Annotated in this window: 19 protein-coding genes, 1 tRNA gene and 1 pseudogene; 10 read left to right on the top strand and 11 right to left on the bottom strand. The window is 74.5% G+C overall.

Going from position 1 to position 23244, the window contains the following annotated elements; all coding sequences use genetic code 11:
• Positions 1-8 precede the first annotated feature (8 nt).
• Positions 9-3737: an OmpA family protein gene (locus tag F593_RS0115015; protein ID WP_022929572.1), complete on the bottom strand. Its 3729-nt coding sequence runs from the start codon at positions 3735-3737 to the stop codon at positions 9-11.
• Positions 3738-3859: 122 nt separating this feature from the next.
• On the opposite strand from F593_RS0115015, the gene F593_RS28545 reads away from it, so the two are divergent.
• The 6 genes from F593_RS28545 to F593_RS25645 all read left to right on the top strand — a co-directional run bounded on the left by F593_RS28545 (position 3860) and on the right by F593_RS25645 (position 11019).
• Entirely contained in the window at positions 3860-7375 is a 3516-nt protein-coding gene (locus F593_RS28545; RefSeq protein WP_022929571.1) for a M36 family metallopeptidase, read from the top strand.
• Positions 7376-7463: 88 nt separating this feature from the next.
• A complete protein-coding gene (locus F593_RS0115005; protein ID WP_022929570.1) occupies positions 7464-8531 on the top strand; it encodes a hypothetical protein in 1068 nt (355 codons plus the stop codon).
• A gap of 101 nt (positions 8532-8632) precedes the next feature.
• Positions 8633-9676 (top strand): sensor histidine kinase, encoded by a 1044-nt coding sequence (locus tag F593_RS0115000; RefSeq protein ID WP_022929569.1) that lies wholly within the window; start codon positions 8633-8635, stop codon positions 9674-9676.
• A complete protein-coding gene (locus F593_RS0114995) occupies positions 9673-10332 on the top strand; it encodes a response regulator (RefSeq protein ID WP_022929568.1) in 660 nt (219 codons plus the stop codon). Before F593_RS0115000 ends, F593_RS0114995 begins: the two co-directional genes overlap by 4 nt.
• Positions 10333-10485: 153 nt before the next feature.
• Positions 10486-10761 carry a GlsB/YeaQ/YmgE family stress response membrane protein gene (locus tag F593_RS0114990; protein ID WP_022929567.1) on the top strand — a complete coding sequence of 92 codons (276 nt, stop codon included), beginning with the start codon at positions 10486-10488 and terminating at the stop codon, positions 10759-10761.
• Positions 10762-10767: 6 nt separating this feature from the next.
• Entirely contained in the window at positions 10768-11019 is a 252-nt protein-coding gene (locus tag F593_RS25645) for a hypothetical protein (protein WP_022929566.1), read from the top strand.
• A gap of 99 nt (positions 11020-11118) precedes the next feature.
• Here the strand turns inward: F593_RS25645 and F593_RS25640 are convergent, their stop codons facing one another.
• Entirely contained in the window at positions 11119-11475 is a 357-nt protein-coding gene (locus F593_RS25640) for a hypothetical protein (protein WP_022929565.1), read from the bottom strand.
• A gap of 42 nt (positions 11476-11517) precedes the next feature.
• On the opposite strand from F593_RS25640, the gene F593_RS25635 reads away from it, so the two are divergent.
• Positions 11518-12303 carry a PRC-barrel domain-containing protein gene (locus F593_RS25635; RefSeq protein ID WP_022929564.1) on the top strand — a complete coding sequence of 262 codons (786 nt, stop codon included), beginning with the start codon at positions 11518-11520 and terminating at the stop codon, positions 12301-12303.
• Positions 12304-12814: 511 nt separating this feature from the next.
• On the opposite strand, the gene F593_RS0114965 is transcribed toward F593_RS25635, so the two are convergent.
• Positions 12815-12888 (bottom strand) — tRNA-Met (locus tag F593_RS0114965).
• Positions 12889-13019: 131 nt separating this feature from the next.
• Between F593_RS0114965 and F593_RS31110 the strand changes: the two are divergent.
• A pseudogene (locus tag F593_RS31110) lies at positions 13020-13310 on the top strand (TfoX/Sxy family protein); the annotation flags it as partial.
• A 50-nt stretch (positions 13311-13360) separates the two neighbouring features.
• Here the strand turns inward: F593_RS31110 and F593_RS31105 are convergent.
• A complete protein-coding gene (locus F593_RS31105) occupies positions 13361-14125 on the bottom strand; it encodes a TetR/AcrR family transcriptional regulator (protein WP_022929562.1) in 765 nt (254 codons plus the stop codon).
• A gap of 316 nt (positions 14126-14441) precedes the next feature.
• On the opposite strand from F593_RS31105, the gene F593_RS0114955 reads away from it, so the two are divergent.
• The gene (locus F593_RS0114955) at positions 14442-15368 is read left to right on the top strand and encodes a Ppx/GppA phosphatase family protein (protein WP_022929561.1); all 927 of its coding nucleotides are present in this window, start codon (positions 14442-14444) and stop codon (positions 15366-15368) included.
• 86 nt (positions 15369-15454) lie between these two features.
• Here the strand turns inward: F593_RS0114955 and F593_RS25625 are convergent, their stop codons facing one another.
• Complete coding sequence (locus F593_RS25625) at positions 15455-17056, bottom strand: adenylate/guanylate cyclase domain-containing protein (protein ID WP_022929560.1); 1602 nt, start codon at positions 17054-17056, stop codon at positions 15455-15457.
• A 258-nt stretch (positions 17057-17314) separates the two neighbouring features.
• Here F593_RS25625 and F593_RS28535 point away from each other — a divergent pair, with 258 nt between their 5' ends.
• Positions 17315-18901 carry an RNA polymerase sigma factor gene (locus F593_RS28535; protein ID WP_051160551.1) on the top strand — a complete coding sequence of 529 codons (1587 nt, stop codon included), beginning with the start codon at positions 17315-17317 and terminating at the stop codon, positions 18899-18901.
• Positions 18902-18903: 2 nt separating this feature from the next.
• Here the strand turns inward: F593_RS28535 and F593_RS0114940 are convergent, their stop codons facing one another.
• From F593_RS0114940 to F593_RS0114915, 6 genes are all read right to left on the bottom strand, one after another.
• Positions 18904-19587, bottom strand: a complete 684-nt coding sequence (locus F593_RS0114940; protein ID WP_022929558.1) for a hypothetical protein — start codon at positions 19585-19587, stop codon at positions 18904-18906.
• Between the two features lie 117 nt (positions 19588-19704).
• Positions 19705-19986 carry an Lrp/AsnC family transcriptional regulator gene (locus F593_RS0114935; protein ID WP_022929557.1) on the bottom strand — a complete coding sequence of 94 codons (282 nt, stop codon included), beginning with the start codon at positions 19984-19986 and terminating at the stop codon, positions 19705-19707.
• A 4-nt stretch (positions 19987-19990) separates the two neighbouring features.
• Positions 19991-20668: a metal-dependent hydrolase gene (locus tag F593_RS0114930; protein WP_022929556.1), complete on the bottom strand. Its 678-nt coding sequence runs from the start codon at positions 20666-20668 to the stop codon at positions 19991-19993.
• Positions 20665-21039 carry a hypothetical protein gene (locus F593_RS0114925; protein ID WP_022929555.1) on the bottom strand — a complete coding sequence of 125 codons (375 nt, stop codon included), beginning with the start codon at positions 21037-21039 and terminating at the stop codon, positions 20665-20667. Before F593_RS0114925 ends, F593_RS0114930 begins: the two co-directional genes overlap by 4 nt.
• Before the next feature lie 80 nt (positions 21040-21119).
• On the bottom strand, positions 21120-21998 hold the full coding sequence (locus F593_RS0114920; protein WP_022929554.1) for a rhomboid family intramembrane serine protease: 879 nt from the start codon (positions 21996-21998) through the stop codon (positions 21120-21122).
• Between the two features lie 45 nt (positions 21999-22043).
• Entirely contained in the window at positions 22044-23120 is a 1077-nt protein-coding gene (locus F593_RS0114915; protein ID WP_022929553.1) for a class I fructose-bisphosphate aldolase, read from the bottom strand.
• Positions 23121-23244 lie beyond the last annotated feature (124 nt).

The raw sequence follows: 23244 nt of genomic DNA, 5'->3' as shown, positions 1-23244 counted from the left end.
TCCGTGACCTAGCGTTCGATCCGCAGCTCGACGCGGCGGTTGAGCGCGCGGCCACCCTTGGTCGCGTTGCTCGCCCGCGGCTGCGTCGCGCCGCGCGAGACCAGCGTCGCCTTGGCCTGGACGCCGTGGGCGCGCAGGAAGGCCGCGACGGCCTGGGCCCGGCGCTGACCGAGGGCCTTCAGGTAGTCCGCGTCGGTGGTCGAGCCGTCGGTGTGGCCGACGACGCGCAGGTTCACGGCCGTGCCGCGCACCTGCCCGGCGAGCGCCGTCAGCTGCCGGACGGCGGCGCGCGTGAGCGTCGCGCTGTCGACCGCGAACCCGCCGACGGTGGCCGTCGTGCGCTGGCGGACGAGCGTGGCGACGCCCGTGGCCTTGAGCGGCTCGCCCTTGACGGGGCGACCGGTGATCGCCACGGACACCTTCAGGCCCCGGGGCGAGGTGCGCAGCAGCTCGCGACCCGTGGCGTTCAGCGTGACCTCGACCTCCATCCTCCTGCTGCCCGACTTCGCGCGGTACTCGCCGGTGCCGACGAGGACCCGGCGGTCGCCCGACGCGTGGGCCGTGCGGGTCGCCGCGGCGTTCACGTACAGGTCGACCTTGCACGAGGTCAGGTCGGTGCCGGTGATGGCGCAGCCGACGCCGACGCCGTTCTCCTTGACCTTGATCGTGGCGGCCGACGAGGTGCCGCCCGCGCCGCTGGGGCGGCCCGTGGGCTCACCGATGACGGCGGTCAGCTTCGGCTGGGCGGCCGGAGCCGCGGCCTTCGCGGGCGTCGTCGCCGCCGGCTTGGGGGCAGCGCGCGCCGCCGCCTCCGCGGGCGCGGGGGCCTGCGCGGGTGCCGGCGTCGGCTCGGGGGCAGGCGCCGGCTCGGGGGTCGGGACCCTGGCCGGCGCCACGACGGTCCAGGCGATGGTCGTCGCCTTGCCGTGGTGGCCCGCGCCGTCCGTCTGCCGGACGAGCAGGACGTGGTCGCCCACGCTCAGGTCGGTCAGCGTCAGCGGGAGCTTCGTCTTCGCCCAGGCGCCGCCGTCCAGCGCGTACTCCACGGTGGCGTGCGGGTCCGCGACCGTCAGGTCGAACGTGGCGGTCGTGTCCTCCGTGCGCGCGTCGGGGCGCTTCGTCACCGTCGGTGCGGCCGGGCCGGCGAAGCTCACCGTGAAGGCGTCCTCGACGGGCTCGCCCGGGTTGCCGGCACTGTCGATCTCGCGCACCGCGAAGGTGTGCGGACCGGCGGCGTAGCCCTTGACCGTGGCGGGCGAGCTGCACTCCTGCCAGGCGGCCTGGTCGAGGCGGCACTCGAACGTGCCCTCGCCCTCGGGGCGCTCGCCCTGGAAGCGGACGGTCGCCTGCGTCGTGCGCACGTCGTCGAGGTCGCTCAGCAGGGTCGGCTTCGCGGGGTTCGTGGCGTCGTACGTCCAGGTGTGGGCGGCGTCCTCGCCGCGGTTGCCGTGGGCGTCGAGCTGCCGGACGCGGAACGTGTACGTGCCCTCGGGCAGCCCGTCGACGTCGTCGCCGCTCTCGCACGCGTCCCACCCGGGGATGCCGTCGATCGAGCACTCGAAGCCGGTGCCGTCGGGGTCGGCGCCGGTCCAGGTGAAGACGGCCTTCGGGACCTTGACGAACGCGTCCGGCTTGCCCGTGAGGGTCGGCTTCGCCGGGCCGGTGACGTCGACGGAGAACTGCTTGCTCTCGGTCGGGCCGACGTTGCCGGCCTCGTCGATCTGCCGGACCGCGAACCAGTGCGCGCCCGTCGTCATGCCGGTCGGCTTGGCCGGCGAGGTGCACGGTGCGAAGTCGCCGTCGTCGACGGAGCAGGCGAACGTCCCGCCGTTCTCGCCCGTGAATGCGATCTCCGGGGTGCTCGTGGCGAACGTCCCCGACAGGTCGGTCGTGATCGTCGGCTTGGCCGGGAGGGTCGTGTCGACCTTCCAGGTGAGCACCTCGGGGTCGGAGGCGTTGCCGGCCTCGTCGAGCTGCCGGACGGAGTACCGCTGGTCGCCCGGCGTCAGACCCTCCAGGTCGGCCGGCGACACGCAGGTCTCCCAGGAGGCGTCGTCGTCGCCCTTCCGGCACTCGAAGGAGCCGTTCGGCTCGTCGCCCGTGAACGCGATCTTCGCGGTCGTCTCCTTCGTCACCGCCGCCGGCTTCGTGCCGATCGTCGGCTTGCCCGGCTTCGTCGTGTCGACGGTCCAGGCGAACTCCTCCGGGACGCCGGCGTTGCTCGCCTGGTCGACCTGGAGGACGCGGAAGCTGTGCAGGCCCTCGCCGGGGATCGCGACGGACTGGCCCGAGACGCACGGCGCGAAGGCCGCGTTGTTCAGGGAGCACCGATAGGTGCCGCCCGCCTCGGCGCCCGTCCAGGCGAACGGGAACGACGTCGCGTTGCTCGGGTTGGTCGGCGTGTCGTCGAACGTCGGGCTGCCCGGCGGGTCGGTGTCGGCCGGCGTGGACGCCACGACGGCGTTGGTGATCTCGGAGGCGAGCGTGTCGGTGCCGGCGGGGTTCTGGACCGTGCGCACGACGCGGTAGCGGTGGCCGACGTGCGCGTCGTCCAGCGGGAAGCCCTCCGTCGTGACGCCGGTGTTCACGCAGCTCGCCGGGGTGCCGTCGTCGCAGCGCTGCCACTGGTAGGTGCGGACGAGCGGCGCGGTGCCCTGCTCGGCGATCAGGTCGAGCTTGAGCGTCGATCCGGTCTCGGTCGCGCTGGCGATGTGCGTCTCGTTGAGGTCCGGGACCTGCGAGGGCTGCCAGGCCACGCCGATGAAGTCCTCGCCGTCGGGCAGCGTCGTGTTGGGCACGATCGCCACGCCGGTGCCGTCCCAGTTGGCGGTGTAGATCGCCCAGTCGCCGCTGCGGTTCGAGGCGAACGCGACCTTCGTGCCGTCCGGCGAGATCGAGGCGTAACGCTCGTCCGAGCCCGGGGCGCCACCCGTCTCGAGGGACCTTTGCTCGCTGCCGTTCTCCGCGGAGCTGACGCGGACGTCGAAGCTGGCGTTGGGGCCGTCGTACGTCGTGTAGGCGAGCTTCGTGCCGTCGGCCGACATCGAGAGCTGCATGGGGAACTCGCCGTTGTCCTCGTCGGAGAGGAAGGCGAGGTGCGCGCTGTCCGGCGGCGTGTTCGACGCCCCGTTGACGACGTAGACGCCGGGATCGTCGTTCGTCTCCCCGGGGTCGCGGTCGTCGTTGATCCACGCCAGGCGGTCGGCCTTGGACCAGGCGGTGCCCGCCGACTGGAACGTCGACTTGACCTGGACCCCGTCGTAGGGGTTGCCGACGTGGTAGCCGTCGCCCGTCGTGCCCCACGCGTAGTTCAGGCCGTCCGGCGAGATCGAGGGACCCTGGATGTACCGGTTCGGGTCCAGCATCGGGTCGGTCATCGTCTCGACGAGCTGCCCCGTCCACGGGTTGACGTCGTCGAACGACTTGCCCCCCAGGGCGGTCAGGAGGACGCGGTTGCCGTCGGCGCTCCATGCGGACACGCCGCCGCGCACGGGGGTGCCGTTCCGCGTCATCGCCGTCTTGCGGGTGCCGTCGGGCCAGATCGTGCTGGCCGCGCCGCCGTCGGCGGTGACGCTGAACGCCAGGGCGCCGTTGGAGGCGCCGCGCGTCCAACCGTCGATGGCCGGGGGCGCGGCGGCGGAGGCGGCGCCCGGGACGACGCAGGTCGCGGCGAGGACGCCGGTGAGCGCCGCGGAGGCGAGCCGCGCTAGGCGGCGGGGGGTCTGAGGTCGAGACATCGTACGCGCTGAATCGGCCGCGCCCCCTGGGGCTGGCGCGGGACCGGACGATCGTCCAACGCGACGCCCGGACGACGGTTCGACCTCCACCCGGAGCCCCGGGCCGCCGATGTACCCGCGAGATGTCCCGCTCGTCGCCGTCCCGCTGCCTGCTTCTCGCCCTGTGCGCCGCAGCGGCCCTGGGAGCCCCGAGCGCCGCAGCTGCCGACGAGGGCCCCGTCGACGGCCGCCCGCACCTCGACCTCCGCGAACGGGACACGGCGGCCGTCCCCGCGCCCGTCGCCGCGGCTCGGCGCGCCCTCGACGCCCGGCTCGGCGCCCTGGGGCACGTCGACACGGCCGAGGCCACGGGGGGCGTCGCCGACGTCCGGCGCGCGGACGGCTTCCTCACGGGCCCCGATGCGCGGGACGCCGCCGAGATCGCGCTCGCCTACGTGCGCGCCCGACCCACGGTCTTCGGCCTCGACGCGGACGACCTCGACGCCCTGCGGCTGCAGAGCCGGTCCGTCTCGCCCGACGGCCTCACGACCCTGCGGTGGACGCAGACCGTCGACGGGATCGCCTCGCTCGACACCGGCGTCGTCGCCCACGTGGCGCCGGACGGGCGGCTGATCGCCGTCGGCGGCGGTGCCCGCCCCGACCTGGGCCTGCGGCGGGAGGGCGCCCTCCTCGGCCCGGACGACGCGTACCGCCGCGCGCTCGCCGACGCCGGCGGTGGCTCCTCCGCAACGCCGCGGGCCGACACCGCGCCCGGCCCCGAGCGCGCGACGACGTTCTCCGACGGCGGCACCGCTCAGCTCGCCGTGCTGGCCGAGGCCTCGGGCGGCCGGCTGGTGTGGCGCACCGTCGCGTTCGACGACGACGGCCACGGCTACGAGCAGGCCGTCGACGCCCGCGACGGCTCCGTCCGCCTGCGCCGGCCGCTCACGGCACACGAGCGGGCGGCCGAGGTCTACCCGCGGTTCCCGGGTGCGGCCACGGGCGGCACGGCGACCAGGGTCGACCTCGACGCCGACCCGGCGTGGCTCAGCGACGACGCGAGCGGCACGCGGCTGCGCGGCGTCAACACCCACACCTACACGGAGCGCACGCCGAACAACGCCGTGGACCCGGGCGAGGACGTCGCCGCCGGCCCCGCGGGCGACTGGGTCCGCCCGCTGCAGTCCGTCGTCAGCAGCAGCGGCCCGTGCCCCGCCGCGCCGGCCTTCTGCACGTGGGACAGCGGCAACGTCGCCTCGCTCGACGTCAACGGCGACGCGTCGGCCGTCAACCTCTTCTTCCACGTCAACCGCTTCCACGACCACCTGAAGGCGGCCCCCGTCGGCTTCGACGCAGCCTCGGGCAACTTCGAGCGGGGCGACCTCGTCCTGGCCGAGAACGACGACCGCTCGGGGTACGACAACGCGAACTTCGCCACGCCGCCGGACGGCACCTCGCCGCGCATGCAGATGTTCGCGCGGCGGGCCGCCTTCGACGTCAACGGCGGCCTGAGCGCCGAGACCGTCTACCACGAGTACACGCACGGCCTCACGAACCGGCTCGTGGTCGGTGCGGGCGGCAGCTCCACGCTCGTGGGGGAGCAGGCCCGCAGCATGGGCGAGGGCTGGAGCGACTGGTTCGCGCTCGACCTGCTCGAGAGCCAGGGCCACGCCGTCGACGGCCCCGCGGTGGGCGACCTGTCCTACGGGGCGTACTGGAACGGCGTCGGCGTGCGGGCGCAGGCCATCGACTGCCCGGTCGACGTGGTCGCCGCCCGGTGCACCGGCGGCGGGCGCAGCTACGAGGACGTCCGCCGGCTGACCGCGCCCCACACCTCGGGCGAGATGTGGGGCCAGACGCTGTGGGACCTGCGGAAGGCGATCGGGGGCGCCGAGGCGCGGCGGCTCGTGACGGGCGGGCTGCGGCTCAGCGCCCCGGACCCGACGTTCCTCGACATGCGCGACGCGATCCTCGCGGCCGACCTGGCGACGGGCGGCGCGCACCGCTTCGTGCTCTGGCGGACCTTCGCCGCGCGCGGCATGGGCGTGAGCGCCACGTCGGCGACCACCGGCGTCGCGTCCGCCACCGAGGCGTTCGACACGCCGCCCCCGACCGTCGACGACGACCCGCCGGTGCGCGAGCTGCGCGGCGACCAGGACGGCGTGGCCGAGCCGGGCGAGACCGTCGAGCTCGCGCCGCGGTTGCGCAACACGAGCGCCGGGCCGCTCGCCGCCCTGGCGGCCGACGTCCGGTCGGACACGGCAGGGGTGACGGTCGACGCGGGCGCCGTCGGCTGGCCCGCGCTGGACGCCTCCCTCGCGACCGCGCCGTCGTCCTCCCCCGTGCGGGTCACGGTGGGCGACGACGTCCGCTGCGGCACGCCCGTCCGCCTGCAGGCCGACGCCCCGGGCCGGCCGGCGCTCCCGTTCCGCCTGCGCCTCGGCCGCGGCAACGCGCCGGGCCCGACGACCTGGCTGTCGGACGCCACGGCCCGGGCGATCCCGGACGGCTCCGCTGCCGGGGTGACCACCACGATCGAGGTCCCCGGCCCGGGCGTGCCCGTCCAGGACCTCGACCTGCGCCTCGACGGGCTCGACCACGGCTGGACGGGCGACCTGCGCGTGCTCCTGCAGCACGACGACGGCCCGCGCATGACCCTCGTGGACCACCCGGGCCGCGGCGACGCAGGCCCCGGCGACCTGGGCGGCGTGATCCTGGACGATGAGGCGACCGCGTCCCTGGCGAGCACCACGACCCCATCCCCCGGGCGGTACCGGCCCACGTCGGCGCTCTCCCGCCACGACGGCGAGACGACGGCCGGCACGTGGAAGCTGACCGTGATCGACCCCTGGGCGGGCAGCGCAGGGACGCTGCGCGGGTGGTCGCTCGGGTTCACCGAGCAGGGCGGCTGCGCCGACAACACGGCGCGGGCGAGCACCGCCCCCGCCGTCGACGTCACGACGGACGCGGCCACGCTGGACGCGACGGTCGACGCCGCGGGCGCGCCGACGCAGTGGCGGTTCGCGTACGGCCCGACCGCCGACTACGGCGCGACGATCGACGGACCCGCGGGCGACGGCGCCGCGGGCGAGGTCCGCCGGACGGCGCGTCTGACGGGCCTGCGGCCCGGAACGACCTACCACTACCGCGTCGAGGCCCTGCGCTTCGGATCGGTGGTGGCCCACGGCGCCGATCGCACGTTCACGACCGCCGCGCCCCCGGCGGACCCCGACGTGGCTCCACCCTCCGACGGGTCCGGCGGCGGGACCGCGCCGGGCCCCGGGCCCGTCGTCGTGCCGCCCGCGGCGCCGAACGTTCCCGTCCCGCCCGTGGCGCCGGCACCGCCCGCACGCCCCGCCCCCGCCCGCCTCTCCCTGGCGGGCACACCGGCCCGGCTGCAGGTCCGATCCGGACGGACGACGATCATGGTCGTGGCGCAGGCCGGGCTGCGCGGGCGGCTCGAGCTGCGCGCGCGGGGCCGGACGATCGGCAGCGCACGCTTCGTCACCGCGAGCACCGGGCGCGCCCGCGTGCTCGTCCGCCTGAACGCGGCCGGACGGGCGGCGCTGCGCCGCGCGCCGGGTCACCGGCTGGCGGTCACGGTGACGGCGCGCGCCGGCGTCGAGCGCGCCTCCCGCCGGGCCCGGCTCCGCGGCTGAGGCCTGGCGCGCAGGCGGCCCAGGAGGCGCGCGCCGACGGACCGGCTCGGCCATGCTGTGCGGGACCTCGCCCGACACTGGACCGCACGTGCACTGGATCGACCTCAACCTGGACCGCAACGAGGCATCGGACATGCTTCCGGTCACCGACCAGGACGTCCTGGACGCCCACGGTTGGGATCGGGCCTACTGGATCCTGCTGGACGAGGACCAGCTCGACGACGCCGTCGGCATCGTCGGACACCCCGTGGGCGCCGAGCTGCACGAGGAGTGGGAGCACCACAGCGTCCCCACGGATTGCGGCCCCGATGCCCACAAGACGGACGACTCCGAGGCGGCCGCCACCCACGACGGCTGGGTGTACGCCCTCGGTTCGCACTTCGGCGGCAAGCAGGGCCCCCTGCAGATCGGGCGTCACTGGATCGCCCGCTGGCACGAGGACGCCCTCCCCGGGGTGATCGCGGACGCGACCCTCCCGATCTCCGTGGTGCGGGACAAGTTCCGCCTGCACCGCCTGATCAACGACGCGCTCGCCGCCCACGGGGACGTCCTCGTCCCGGTGCACGACGCGCTCACGGACGCGTTCGTCACGCCGGCCCGCGTCAAGGGCGAGAAGAAGGGGAAGGCGTGGGCGTCACGGGTGCGCGACGGCGACCACCCGTTGAACATCGAGGGCGCGGCGTTTCGCCCGAACGGCAACCTGCTCGTCGGCCTGCGCTTCCCGGTGACGCGTGCGGGCGGCCCGGTGATCGTCGAGCTCGCCGGCGTGCCGGAGCTGTTCACCACGGGGGCGTGGCCGACCGTCGCCGGCGTGTGGCACCTGACCGGGCCCGGGTCGCCCGGGGAGTGGATGGGCATCCGCGCCATGACCACCCGCGGCGACGACGTGTTCGACGTGATCTGCGGCAACCTCGACGCCGTCGACAAGCCCAGCGTGCTCTTGGAGTGCCACCCAGAGGGCCGGGCGGCGACGAGCGAGCACTGGCGGTTCTCCCTGGGTGGCCGCGTCGAGGGCGGCGCGGTCGAGTCGACGCTCGTCAACGCGTTCGGAGAGGAGTCCCGCATCGAGGGACTCGCCCACGGCCCCGACGGGCACTTCGTCTACGTCGTCGACGAGGACAGCCGGGTGCACATCAAGTTCCTCGCGATCGACTGAGGCAGCTCTTCCGCACCCGTCGGGCGCTCGCCCCGCCCGTGGCGGACGATGGGGCCCGGGCCCCATGTGCGGACCCCCGGGCCGCTGCGAACATCCCCGGCGTGCGCCGACCGGTCAACGCCGCGGAGACCCCCGCCGCCCCACCCGCCGCCACGAAGCGGTACGGCTCCCCACGTGCCCTCGCCGGCCGGCGCGTGCTGAGCTGGCGCGTCTTCCTCACGAACGCGGCGGTCCTCATCGGCGTGTCGGCCTTCCTGGTCCTCACGCCCGCGACGGTCAGCTCGCCCGTATCCGTCCACGAGCTGCTCGTGCTCGTGGCCGCGATCACGGTCACGCTGTTCCTCGACCTGTTCCTGCTGGAGCGGGCGTTCGCACCCCTCGACGAGCTGCGCCGCCTGATGCAGCGCGTCGATCCGCTCGAACCGGGGCGTCGCATCGAGCTGCAGCGCGCCGACGCCGACGTCGCCGAGCTCGCGGACGCGTTCAACGGCATGCTCGACCGGCTCGAGACGGAGCGCCGCGAGAGCGGACGCCGCGCGCTGGCGGCCCAGGAGACCGAGCGGCTGCGGATCGCCCGCGAGCTGCACGACGAGCTCGGACAGGTCCTCACCGGCGTGCTGCTGCTGCTCGACGAGGCGGGCCGCTCGTCGTCCGGGGACGCCTCCGCCGCGATCGAGGAGGGCCGCGAGGCGGTACGCACCTCGATCGAGGAGGTCCGCCGCATCGTCCGCGACCTGCGCCCCGAGGCGCTCGACGATCTGGGCCTGGTCAGCGCGTTGGCCGCGCTGGCGTCGGGCTTCGCCCAGCACACCGGTGTCGCGACGACCCGCGAGCTGCCCGCCGAGCTCGACGGCCTCTCGCCCGAGCAGGAGCTCGTGCTCTACCGCGTGGTGCAGGAAGCCCTGACGAACGTGGCCCGGCACGCCGACGCGCAGCACGTCGAGCTCCGCGTCGAGGCCACCCCCGGCGAGGTGCGCGCGCAGGTGCGCGACGACGGGCACGGGCTCGCCGACGCCCCGCCCGACCACGGCGGCATCCGCGGCATGCGCGAGCGCGCCCTGCTCGTCCGCGGCAGCGTCGAGATCACGTCGGCACCGGGCGCGGGCACCGACGTGCTGCTCCGGATCCCGCGGGAGGACGCATGACCACGCCACTCAAGACGCGACTGGTGATCGCCGACGACCACACCATCGTGCGCCGCGGGCTGCGCTCGCTGTTCGCCGCCCAGCCCGACTTCGAGGTCGTCGGCGAGGCCGAGGACGGCGTCGAGGCGGTCGAGGTCGTCCTGCAGACGCAGGCCGACCTGGCCGTCCTCGACATCTCCATGCCGCGGAAGACCGGGTTGGCGGCCGCGCGCGACATCGCCGAGCGCCGCCCCGAGACGCGGGTCCTCATGCTCTCGATGCACGACAGCGAGCAGTACTTCTTCGAGGCCCTGAAGGCCGGGGCGGCCGGCTACGTGCTCAAGTCGGCGGCCGACCGCGAGCTCGTCGAGGCCTGCCGCGCGACGATGCGCGGCGAGTCGGTCGTGTACGGGGGCGCGGTGACCGCGCTGGTCCGCGACTACGTGGACCGCGTGCGCCACGGGGAGGACCCGCGCGAGGACCCGCTGTCGCCGCGCGAGCTCGAGGTGGTGAAGCTCATCGCCGAGGCGCGGACGAACGAGCAGATCGCCGAGGCGCTGACCATCAGCCGCAAGACGGTGGAGCGCCACCGCGCGAACATCCTCGCCAAGCTCGGGATGCGCGACCGCGTCGAGCTCACCCGCTACGCGATCCGCCGCGGCCTGATCGAGCCCTGAGCGGCGCCCGGCGCGCCGCGACCTGATCGATCCCCGAGCGGCGTCCCGTGCGCCGATGGGGTCCTCAGCGACCCCGGATGCACGCTCCACCCCATCGAAGCTGGCCCGGTTCCGCGACATGCTCGTCCTCACCCCCGAACAGAAGGAACAGCAATGGGCATCATCGGTTGGATCATCATGGGACTCATCGCCGGCGCGATCGCCAAGGCGCTGCACAAGGGCAACGAGCCCGGCGGGCTGCTCGGCACCCTCATCGTCGGCGTCCTCGGCGCCATCCTCGGCGGCCTCATCGCCTCCGCGATCGGCGTCGGCGGCATCAGCAGCTTCTTCAGCCTCGGCACCTGGCTCGTCGCGATCGGCGGCGCCTTCCTGCTGCTCGTGATCTACAACGCCGTCACGTCCGGCTCGCGCGGACGCTCGGCGGTCTAGGCGCCTATGGGGAAGCAGATGGAGGGCGACAACAAGCAGCGCCGCGCTGCCGCCCGCGAGGCCCGCGATGCCGGCAGCACGCCGAGCGCCGAGGGCCTGACCACCGGCGCCTCGAAGCAGCGCACCCACGTGGGTGGTGACGCCGACCACGAGGAGAAGCTCGAGACGATCCAGCGCGGCGAGGCCAAGCAGGCGGGCAAGGACGTTCCCCGTCCGCTGCGTGGCAAGGGCCGGCAGAACGAGCCGCCGAACGCCTGAGCGGCGGGGCGGATCGCCCGTCGGGGTGGATCCGCCGTCGAACGCCGGAGCCGCGGCGGGCCCGGTGACGGGCCCGCCGCGCTCTCGTCCGGCCGGCGCTCAGCGGCGGTCGGGGTCGACCCGCTCGGCGCGCTCGCGGTGCTCCTCCGCCGTGGCGCGGGCCTCCTCGGCCTGCCGGTGACGGTCGTCCGCGGCGGCCTCGGCCTCGTGGGCGCGGCGCGCGTGGGCCTCGGCCTCGGCGCGCTCGCGCTCCGCGACGGCCCGCTCCTCCTCGGCGCGCTCCAGCTCCCGGCTGGCGGCCGTCTCGTGCTCCTCCGCCTCGGCACGACGGGCGCGCGCCTCCACCCGACGCTGGTTCGCCCGCGCCCCGCTGCTGCGCCGTCGGAGGGCGAAGAGCAGCGCGAGGAGCAGCAGCACCACGACGACGGCGATGAGCACGATGAGCCAGGTGTCCATGACCGGCGTCTACCCCGACTCGGTTCCGGGTAGACCTCGTCTATGAACGGACCCGACATCGACACCGCGCTCGACTGGCGAGGACGCACGGTCCGCGACGCCGACGGAGAGAAGATCGGCAGCCTCGGCGACGTCTACCTCGACCAGGAGACCGACCGGCCCGCGTGGGGCGGCGTCCGCACTGGCCTGTTCGGCCGCGGCGAGTCCCTGATCCCCCTCGACCGCGTCACGGCGGCCGACGACGGCGACCTGCACGTCCCGTTCGCACGCGACCACGTGAAGGACGCGCCGCGGGTCGACCCGGACGTCGCGCTCGACCGCGACGAGGAGGCACGCCTCTACGCCTACTACGACGGTGGGGACGCCCACGCGGCGGGCACCGGCGCGTCCGGCGGGAGCCACGCCGCCGGCGCGGCGGACCACGGCGACGCCCGCACCGACGCGGACGAGCGCAGCCGCGAGGGTTCCCACACGCACGCGGACGCAGACGCCCGCGCCGACGCGAACGCCGGTGGCCGCACCCCCGAGCGCACCCATGCGGATGTCGCGCCCGACGGCGGCGCGGACGCCGACCGCCACGCCGGTTCCGGCGTCCGCAACGAAGCCGACGAGGGATCCATGATTCGCTCGGAGGAGGAGGTCGTCGTCAAGGACGGCCCGATGCGCCCGGCCGAGCGGGTGCGGCTCAAGAAGGTGATGGTCACGGACGAGGTGGAGAAGACGGTCCCCGTCCGCCGCGAGGTCATCCAGCTCGAGCACGAGCCGCCGCCCGCCGGGACGGTGGAGTCCGTCGAGGACGTTGACGAGCCCGGACGGGACCAGCGCTAGCGTCTCCCCCGGACCTCGGACGTCCAGGGCACCGGCTCGATCACCAGGCCGCCCAGTCGGGTCCCGCGGCGTTGGCGGGCGCGGTCGAGGGCTGCGGAGACGAGTGGGCTCACGCAGAGGCTCACGCCGGGGCCACCATCCTCATGGGCAAGGCGGCCGATTCCCGGGTGGGGGTCGGCGTCCTCGGGGATGGTCGCGAGGTCATCCCCAGAACCGGCTCGATCGCCCCGGCGTTCCGTCTGCTGGCACACGGCACCCACGGGCCACACCTGCCGACCAGCCCGGGCCTGGGCCAGCTCGTCGCTGAGACGGCGCTCCAACGTCCGAAGCGCGGCGACGAGGCTTCCCTCCCCAGCGCGTCGATCTCCCCGGGCAGCGTCAGACCGGCGGAGACCGGGTTCGGGGGCACGCTGGTCACCCAGCAGCGTGATCGCGACCACCGTCGGCACGCACCGCTTCCCGGGAACGACGAAGGCCCTCCGTGAGGAGGGCCTTCGGTACTGCTCTGGAGTAGCGGGGGCAGGATTCGAACCTGCGACCTTCGGGTTATGAGCCCGACGAGCTACCTGACTGCTCCACCCCGCGGCGGACTGAGAACAATAGCGACCGATCGCTTTTCGTGCCGTGCGGTCAGCGGTCCGGTTCGGCATCCGCGACGACCGTCGGCGCGGGCTCCACGGGCGGACGCCGTCCGCATCCGCACGTAGTCTCGCGCCATGGCGTACGACGAGGAGCTGGCCGTCCGCATCCGCGTGCTGCTCGACGACGCGTTCGACATCGACGAGCGGCGCATGTTCGGCGGACTCGCGTTCCTGGCGGGCGGTGCGATGGCGGTGGCGGTCAGCGGCGCGGGCGGCCTGATGGTGCGGATCGATCCCGCGGACGGCCCCGGGCTGCTGGCGCTCGAGGGCGTCGAGCCGTTCGAGATGCGCGGGAAGGCCCTCGGCGGCTGGGTGCGGGTGGCCCCGGAGGCGGTGGACACGCGCGACGAGCTCGAGGCCTGGGTGGAGCGCGGGCTCATCTACGCCCGGTCGCTGCCCCCCAAAGGCCTGACGACTCAGTCCGCCGCGACGCCCTTGCCCAGGGCCAGGCGGGCGTCGCTCATGATCATGCGAGCGATCTGCTCGGCCAGGACCGAGGGGGTCCAGCGGTCGGGCTCGGCGACGAGGGCGCGGGCGGCGTTCTCGGCCATGCCCACGAAGAGGTAGCCGTGCAGGCGCCCCTGGTCCTCGGCGTTCGGCAGGCCCTGGCGGTCGATCCAGCGCTGGGCGAGCTGCGAGATCGTGTCGATCTGGTTCTCGCGGCCGCGCTGGACGCGGCGGGTGATCGCGGCGTCGGCGCCGCCGGCACCGAGGAAGACGACCTGGAACGACTCGGGCGACTCGACGACGGCCTCGAGGAAGGCGGTCAGCGCGCGGGCGATGAGCGGCTCGAGGTCGTCCTCGTCCAGCTCGGCCGGCACGGCGGCGGCGATGGCCTGGAGGATCCGCTCCTCCTCGCGGCGCAGCAGCTCGCCGAAGAGGGCGTCCTTGCCCGCGAACGAGCTGTAGACGACCGGCTTCGAGACGCCGGCGCGGCGGGCGATCTCCTCCATCGATGCGCCCTCGTAGCCCTTCTCCAGGAACACGCCGAACGCGGCGTCGAGGATCATCGGGCGTCGGCGCTCCGGACCCAGGTGCGCGGCGCGCGGCCGGCCCTTCGTGGCGCGGGCCTGCCGGGTGGCGCGACTCGCGGCCTCGCCGGCCTTGGCACCCGCCTTCACCACCGCCTTGCGGGCGGACTTGGCGGTGGGCAGCGAGGTGGTGACGGAGGGCTTCGACATCGGAGGAGAGAGGGGATCGGGAGCGGCGAGGGAGCCGCAGGACGGCCCATCCTACCCGCGGTATGACGCCCGCGGGGAATGGTTGATCCTACGACCCCCCCGAACGACCGGGGTCGGTCGAACGTTCGCGCATGATCGACCATGGTTGAACGTGGTGCATTGACGCTCCGTCTGACGCGGCGCACGACGGCCTTTGGGCCTCGGCCGGACGGCGCACGCAGGCTCCGAGCGCCTGGCGCGCCCGCCCGACCCCGCCCCGCGGGCGCCTCCGCCCGGCCGCGCGCCGGGAGGGGCACGCCCCGGATAGCCTGCGCGCATGCGCCTCGCCGCCGTCGACATGGGTTCGAACTCGACCCGCCTGCTGATCGCCGACCTCGACGAGCATGGGCACCTCACGGAGCTCGTCCGTCGCGCCACGGTCACGCGCCTGGGCACGGGCGTCGACCGCACGGGGCGGCTCGACCCCGCCGCGATCGACCGGGTGACCGCCGAGCTGGGCGTGATCCGCGGCCTGCTCGACGAGCACCGGGTGGAGCGCGCCGTCGGCGTGCTCACGAGCGCCGTCCGCGACGCCGAGAACGGGGCGGAGTTCACCGCCACCGTCCGGGACGAGTTCGGCATCGACGCGCAGACGATCCCGGGCGAGCGCGAGGCCGCCCTGACCTTCCGCGGCGCCACGGGCGGCCGGCCCCACGAGGAGCGTCCCGTGGCCGTCGTCGACATCGGCGGCGGGTCGACGGAGTTCATCGTCGGCCACGACGGCGCGGCCGAGTTCAGCGTCTCTACGCAGGCCGGCGTCGTGCGGCAGTCCGAGCGCCACGTCCGCAACGACCCGCCGCAGCACGACGAGCTCGTCGCGATCGCCGAGGACGCCCGCGGCATCTACGACGCGGCCATCCCCGCCGACGTCCGCGCGAGCGTCGGCACCGTGATCGCCGTCGCCGGCACGGCCACGACCTGCGCCGCGATCCTCCAGGAGCTCGAGCCCTACGACCCGGAGAAGGTCCACGGCTCGCGCCTGTCGCTGGCCGACGTCGAGGGGCTCACCGCGCGCCTGGCGCAGATGACCGAGGACGAGCGGCGCGAGGTCAAGGGCCTGCACCCCGACCGCGCCGTCACGATCGTCCCCGGCTGCGTGCTCCTGTCCGTCGCCCTGCGCACGTTCGGTGTGGACGAGTGCGAGGTCTCGGAGCACGACATCCTCCGCGGCGCGATCGCCGCCGCGGCGACCGGCGACTTCTAAGCCCCCTCCCCCGCCCCGCCGCGGCGTCAGACCGGCCGGCCGGGTCGCCGGGCGGGCCGCGCCCCGGCTCCCTCCCGGGCCTCGGCCTACCGCCGGCTGCCCGGCGGATCCGGCCGGTCGAGCAGCCGCCCGAGGCCGTCCTCGAGCCCGCCGGGCGGCTCCTCGACGCGCCCGCCGAGCAGCGGCGAGTGCAGGCGCACGGGGACGCGCTTGCCGCGCACGGGCGCCGGCGGGCGGGCGGAGATCGTGCCGTGGTCGCGCTTCAGCCGTCGCCGCGTCTCCTCCGTCAGCAGCACGACGTCGCCCGTCTGCCGGGTGATCGCCTCGACGCGGCTGGCGGTGTTGACGGGGTCGCCGATGACGGTGAAGGCCGCGCGGTTGCCGCCGCCGATGGTCCCGGCGACGACCGGTCCGGAGTTCACGCCGATGCCCACGCGGAGGTCGCCGCCGAAGTGCTGGCGGACGGCGCGGGCGACCTCGATCGCGGCCGTGACGGCGCGGTCGGCGTGGTCCTCGAGCTCGGTCGGGGCGCCGAAGACGGCGAGCAGGCCGTCGCCCTGGAACGTGTTCGCGTGGCCGCCGTATTTCTCGATGACGGGCACGACCACGCCGTAGAACTCGTTGAGCATGGCGAAGACCTCGGTCGGCGTCGCCTGCTCCGCGAACGACGTGAAGCCGCGGATGTCGATGAACGCGACGGTCACCTCGCGCACGTCGCCGACGAGCTGGGGGCCCTCGTCGAGCACGCGGCTGGCGACCGCCGGGTCGACGTAGGTGCCGAGCGCCTCCTGCAGCTTGTCCCGCTCGCGCAGACCCCGCAGCCCGATGTTGATCTGCCGCGCGAGACGGCCGATCTCGTCGCCGCCCAGCACCGGGACGCGGTGGTCGAGGTCACCGCGGGTCACGGCCTCCGTCGCGGCCTGCAGCTCGGAGATCGGGGCGATGAAGCTGCGGGTGAGCAGCGCGCCGAGGCCCAGGGCGATCGTGCCGCTCGTCGCCAGCGAGATCGCGATGCCGATGCCCAGGTCGGAGAGTCCCTGGTTGTCCGTGCTGAAGCTCGCCACCACGCCACTGGTCAGCACGGTGATCAGCGGCACCCCCGCCAGCAGGCGCCAGCGGAGCGAGAGGGACTGGTCCAGCTCGGCGTCGTCGTCCAGGCCCGGGGCGACGTCCTCGATCACCGGGCGCAGCACGAGCTCGATCTCGAGGTAGCGGATGAGCACGCCGGCCAGCAGCACGAGCGAGGCCGCGAGCGCGAGCACCACCCCGCTGGGCCACAGCGCCAGGTCGGCCACGAGGCAGATCGACGCCACCATGACGACCGCCCAGACGAGCGTCCGCGCGGCGGCCCCGGCGCCCACCAGGCGCAGCGGCAGGCGGGTGAGGGCCCGCCAGGCCTCCGTGGCACCCTCCGCCCGGTCCGCCCCCGCGGCCACCCCGCGCTGCCACGACCGCACGGGCCGCAGGTACGCGTAGGCCGTCGCCATCACGAGCACGTTCTCCGCGAGCGTCAGCGCCTGCGAGGCGCCGATCAGCACGAACCACGCGTCCGTCGGCAGCCGCAGGAAGCGCGTCAGGATCAGGACGGACGCGAGAACGACGACGTGCGCCTGGGCGAGGACCAGGACGACGGCCACGGTGGGGTACCGCTCGCCGAGGCGGCGGTGCAGCTCGTGCAACGGGCGCACGCACCCCATTCTCCCAGGACGGGGGTCGTCCCCTCGGCCCGCCGTCGACCGCACCGTCCTACCGTCGTTCGCATCCGGCCCGGGCATCCAGACCGCCGCCCCGCGGACGCAGGGCAGCTTTAGGCGGTGGCGCTACCGTGGATGTCGGTCGCGCGTACGCCGATCCGCCCCGCGGGGTAGAGGGACCGCAACTTCGCCGGTCCGGCCGGGTTCCTCACCCCAGGACCGGTGCTCTCCCCCCGCCGTTCCCCCCCCACCATGGAAGTCTCCGCACTCGACACCGCCCCCGCCCTTCGTGGCCCCTCGACGCTCCTGCGCCTGCAGGGTGACGAGCGCCTCGTCACGCTCACGCGGCGCGGCAATCAGGCGGCCTACGAGACGCTCGTGCAGCGCTACCAGGCGCGCCTGCTCTCCTTCTGCCGGCACATGCTCGGCAGCCGCGAGGACGCGGAGGACGTGCTGCAGGAGGTCTTCGCCAACGCGTTCAACGCGATCATCGGCGACGACCGGGCGATCAACGTCCGCCCATGGCTCTACCGGATCGCCCGCAACCGGTGCCTGAACCACCTGCGAAAGATCCAGCCCATCGGCGTCGACACGCTCGACGACCGTGTGGCGGACCACGGGATCTCCGCGGCCGACACCGCCCACCGCCGCGAGGAGTTCCGCGAGCTCCTCGGCGACGTGAAGGCCCTGCCGGAGACCCAGCGCACCGCGCTCCTGCTGCGCGAGATCGACGCGCTCTCCTACGACCAGATCGCGGAGGCGATGGACACCACGGTGCCCAGCGTCAAGTCGCTCCTGGTCCGCGCCCGCGTCGCACTCGCCGAGGCCTCCGAGGCCCGCAACCTCACCTGCGAGGAGGTCCGCCTGGAGCTCGGCGAGGTCTCCGAGACCCTCGCGCGCGTCTCTCCCCCGGTCCGCCGGCACGTGAAGGAGTGCGAGCGCTGCGCCGCGTTCCAGACGCACCTCAAGGCGAACAACCGCACGATGCAGGCGATCTTCCCGATCGGCCCGCTCATCATCCTCAAGAAGGTTCTCGCGCACGTCACCGCGGGCGCCGGGGCCTCGGGCGGCGCCGCGGCCGGTTCCGTAGCCGTCGGTTCCGTCACCGGCGGCGTGCTGACGACCGGCGTGAGCGCGCTGGCGTCGAAGACCGCGGCCGGCCTGGCCGCCGCGGCGATCGTCACGGCCGGCGCGGTGGAGGTCGACCAGGCCCGCTCCCGCTACGGCAACGCCCCCGACGCGCTGAACATCGCCGCGCCCGCCCGCGCCGCGGCTCCGGTCGCGCCGCCCGCCGTGCGTCTCGCCACGACGCCGCGGACGACCACGGCCCCGCAGCCCGCCCGCGCCTCGGGTGGCCTCACCGCCGCCGCGGCCACGGTCACGGCCGCGACCACGACCGCCGAGACCCGCGCGGCCGCGACGACGGCGACGGCGACCGCGACGACGACGGCCGCCTCGACCACGACGGGTCCGCGTCCGGCGGCCACGACGCCGTCCACCGTCACCACGGCCCCCCTGCCGGGCACCACGACGCCGACCCCGCCGGCGACCCCGGTCCCCACGACGACGGCCCCGCCCGTCGACGCCGGCGAGGAGACCGTGACGCTGCCGGCCGCGCCGACGACGACCCCCGCGCCCGCCCCCGTCGTGCCCGCCCCGACGCCCACCCAGCCGCCCGCGCCCGTCCCGACGCCGGGCGCCACGGCCCCGACCCCGCCGGCGCCGAAGGCCACCCCGGGCGCCGCGGGCCAGATGCCCACGCTGACGATCCCCCGGTCGACGAAGGCGCCGAAGACGGCGACGGCGCCGAAGTCGGCGACGGCGCCGAAGCAGCGCTAGCGCTACGGCTTCTCGGTGCCGAACGCCACGCCGTAGAAGGGCGTGCGCATCGGGCCGTTGCCGCCGGCCTCGGAGATGTTCGACACGACCTTCGAGGACTGGCTCTGGAGCGACATGTCGAGCACGCGCTCGCGGGTGCCGGCCTCGTCCGGGAGCAGCAGCACCCGCACGCCGAACCACGTCTTGCCGTCGCGGCGGAACTGGTAGCGGGTGAGCCAACCGGCGTACTCGCGGCCGACGCTCGCACGGCCCTGCGAGCGGACCTGGAACCCGCTGTCCTGCAGCTCCGCCCGCAGGGGCGCCATCACCGCGTACATGCGCAGGGCGAGCTGGGCGATCGGGCCGCCGGCGGGTTCGGGGCGCGTCGGCGCGGGCCCGGCGTCGCGGAACACGAGGTGCTCCTCGCCGCGCCCGGGACCGGGCTTCGTGCGCAGGTGCAGCAGCTCGCCGGGGCCGGCCGTCACGCGCTCGACGCGCGAGTCGTAGCGGGTGTTGAAGGTCAGGGGTCCCCGGACGATCGCCTGCGTGAGCGGGGTCGAGCGCGCCCAGGCGACGCCGGCCACGAGCAGCACCAGCACGACGGGCAACGCGTAGACCGCCCAGCGGACCGCTCGCGGCAGGCGGCGGAACCGCGGCCCCGCGATCTCGGGAAGCGACGGTCCGTACTCAGGGCGCGCGATCGGCACGCAGGCGAGCGTACCGACCGACGCCCGCCGCCGACGCGCCCGGCGCCCGGGCGCCGCCCGCCTCGCCGCGCCGGCCCGCACCCCGCGGACGCGGGCCGGTCGCCGGCGCGGGCGGGCTCAGCCGCCGACGTCGAAGAAGGCGTCGAGGTCGTGCTTCGAGAACGCCTCGAACGCCATCAGGGTCTGGGTGCGCTCCACGCCCTCCTGGCGGGCGATGCCGGTGGTCACGACGCGCGCGAGGTCCTCGGGCCGGTTCAGGCGGATGATCGCCACGAAGTCCCAGTCGCCCGTCACGGAGTAGACCTCGGCCACCCCGTCGACGTCGGCGAGCCGCTCGCCGAGGTCGCCGAGGAACCGACGGTCGGCCTGCAGGAGCACGATGGCCGTCGAGGTCGCCACGGGCCTAGAGCTCCATCGAGCCGTCGACGGGGAGCACGGTCACCGCGCCGACGCCCTGATCCTCGACGTCGCGCTTGAACGCCTCGGCGTCCGTCTCGATCGGCGGGAACGTGTCGTAGTGCACCGGCACCACGTGCGGGGCGCCGACGAGACGGGCTGCCTCGACCGCATCGTGGCGATCCATCGTGTAGTGACCGCCGATCGGGATCAGCGCCACGTCGATCGCGTTGCGCTTCGCCGGCAGCGCCAGGTCGCTGAAGAGCGCCGTGTCGCCGAGGTGGTAGATCGTGCGGCCACCGAAGTGGATGACGAGGCCGGCGGGCGTGTGGACCGTGCCGGCCGGGGACGTGCCCGTGTGCCAGGCCGGAACCATGCGGACCCAGCCGCCCTCGAACTCGTGGGTGCCGCCGAGGTTGAGGTCGACGACCTCGACCCCCTCCTCCGCCAGCTCGTTCGCGAGCTCGACGATCGCGACGACCGGCGCGCCCGTGCGCTTGGCGATCGCGACGGTGTCGCCCAGGTGGTCGCCGTGCCCGTGGGTGAGCAGGATGAGGTCCGCCGGCACCTCGTCGGGCGACGCGTTCGCCTTCGGGTTGCCGCTCAGGAAGGGGTCGACGAGCAGGTGACGGCCGTCGGCCTCGAGCAGCACGGCGGACTGGCCCAGGAAGGTGAGGGTGGTCATGCGGGGGTCTCCTCGTTCGGGTCGGTGGGGTCTTCGGCCTCGCGGGCGGCGGTTCCGGGCTCGGCGAGCTCGCGGGCCAGCGCGATGCCGACGGTCACGCCGACGAGCATGCTCAGCCGGGTCTCGTCGGCGAGCAGCCCGTGCAGCCGGGCCTCGCGCAGGGCGGGATCCGGCTCGGCGGAGACCTGGTTCACCTGCGCCTCGTGGCCCTGGCTGAACCAGCCCCCGTCGTGGAGGGCGCCGTCGATGATCCGCTCCAGGTTCGGGACCGCGTGGGTCACGATCTCCTCGGCGCGACGCAGCCGGCCGGGCTCGCTGATCTCGCGGACCGCGGCGTCCACCTGCTCTGCGGTGTAGGGACGTTCGGTCACGTCCCGGAGCATACGCGGGCCGGTCGGCGGCCCGGGGCAGCCGGGGCCTCGGCGAGGGATCCCGCTGGAGCGGCCGGACCTCAGCGGCGGGCGGCGTCGAGCGCGAGGCCCATGAGACCGCCGAGCAGCACGCCGATCGCCAGCCCGACGGGCGCGCCCGTCGGGGTGATGATCGTGGTGGCGACCGGCACGAGCAGCAGGACGGCGGCGCCGGCGAGGTCGCCGTCGATCGACTCCTTCCGCGCACGAGCGCGGATCTCGGTGACGATCCACGCGGTGGCCAGGGCGACCGCGGCCCCCGCGGCGCCGGCGGAGGCGGGGTTGGCGTCCAGCGCCTGGTCGGCGAGCACGCCGCCGACGCCCGCCACGAGGAAGGCCACGAGGACGACGAGCGCGCCCAGGGCACCGGCCCGCCGCTCCCACAGCCAGCCGAAGACGCCGAAGGTGGTGAGCACCGCCAGCGCGTGCCACGTCGTGCCCGTGACGTACGTCAGGGCGCCGGTGAGCGCGTGCCAGGCGGGAACGCCGTCGCGCAGGACGAGGTCGAGGGGGCTGACGAAGCCCTGCAGCGGCAGGCTGACCATCGACAGGACGACGATCGCGATCGTCACCCACGGGCGCCCGTCCGAGCCCAGGCCGGCGAGCCGGCCCCGCTTCGGGGTCCGTGCCGTGGTCGGCTTGCGCGGCGTGGTGCGCTTCGTGCCACGCGAGGAGAGGGGGCGGCGGCGCCGGGTCTTGAGCGGGACGACGTTGTCGTCCTCCCCGTCCACCGGCTGCAGGGTGCGGTCGGGCTCGGCGGCCGGGGCGCGCAGGAGCGCCTCGAGGTCGCCGTCCTTGCGGTCGAGCCTCGGCGCCCGCTGGCGCAGGCGCGTTCCGCAGTACGGACACTCGGTCACGAACGAGCTGACCTGCTGTCCGCAGCTGCGGCATACCGTGAACAGCTCAGCCGCGCCCGCCATCAGAGACCGATTGTAGGCCGATGACGAGCGCGGGGGGACACCCGATCAGGCGATCGTGATCTGCGGGTCCAGATAGACGTCCTGAATGGCCTGCAGGAGGGCGATGCCGTCGGCGAGCGGACGCTGGAACGCCTTGCGTCCGGAGATCAGTCCGGTACCGCCGGCGCGCTTGTTGATGACCGCCGTGCGGACGGCCTCGGCCAGGTCGCTGTCGCCCGCGAACGCACCGCCGGAGTTGATGAGCCCCGCGCGGCCCATGTAGCAGTTGGCCAGCTGGTAGCGGGTCAGGTCGATCGGGTTGTCCGACGTCAGCTCGCTGTAGACGAGCTTGTTGGTCTTGCCGACCTTGATGGCGTTGAAGCCGCCGTTGTTCTCCGGCAGCTTCTGCTTGATGATGTCGGCCTGGATCGTCACGCCGAGGTGGTTGGCCTGGCCCGTGAGGTCCGCGGCCGTGTGGTAGTCCACGCCGTCGACCTTGAAGGCCGGGTTGCGGAGGTAGCACCAGAGGATGGTCGCCATGCCGAGGCGGTGGGCCTCCTCGAACGCGCGGGAGACCTCGATGATCTGGCGGTCGGACTCGGGGGAGCCGAAGTAGATCGTCGCGCCGACCGCGGCGGCGCCGAGGTCGTAGGCCCGCTGCACCGACGAGAACATGATCTGGTCGTAGGTCTCGGGCAGCGAGAGGAACTCGTTGTGGTTGATCTTCACCACGAACGGGATCTTGTGCGCGTGCGTGCGGGACACGGCGCCGAGGACGCCGAGCGTCGAGGCGACGGCGTTGCAGCCACCCTCGATCGCGAGCTCGACGATGCGCTGCGGGTCGAAGTACCGCGGGTTCGGCGCGAAGCTCGCGGCGCCCGAGTGCTCGATCCCCTGGTCGACCGGGAGGATCGAGACGTAGCCCGTACCGCCGAGGCGGCCGTGGTCGAAGATCCGCTGCAGGTTGCCCAGCACGCGGTTGTTGCGGTCCGTGGCCGAGTAGATCCGGTCGACGAAGTCCGGGCCCGGCAGGTGCAGGTCGGCGGCGTCGATGGTCTTCGAGGTGTGCCCGAGCAGCGACTCGGCGTCGTCCCCGAGCAGCTCCGTGACGCGGTCGATCGTCGATGCGGTCTGTACAGCCATGGTGGTCCTTCGCGGTTGCTTTCGGTCCCCGACGGCCCGGCGCGCGGAGTGCTCCGGCGCGGGCTTCTCGGGTGGTCCTCGGGCTCCGGATCCGGCGACACGTGGATCGAGGCGGCGAGGCGGC

The sequence above is a fragment of the Patulibacter americanus DSM 16676 genome (assembly GCF_000420025.1).
GTDB classification, from domain to species: domain Bacteria; phylum Actinomycetota; class Thermoleophilia; order Solirubrobacterales; family Solirubrobacteraceae; genus Patulibacter; species Patulibacter americanus.
Note: the sequence above shows the minus strand (reverse complement) of the source record. Positions and strands in the feature narration are given on the sequence as shown.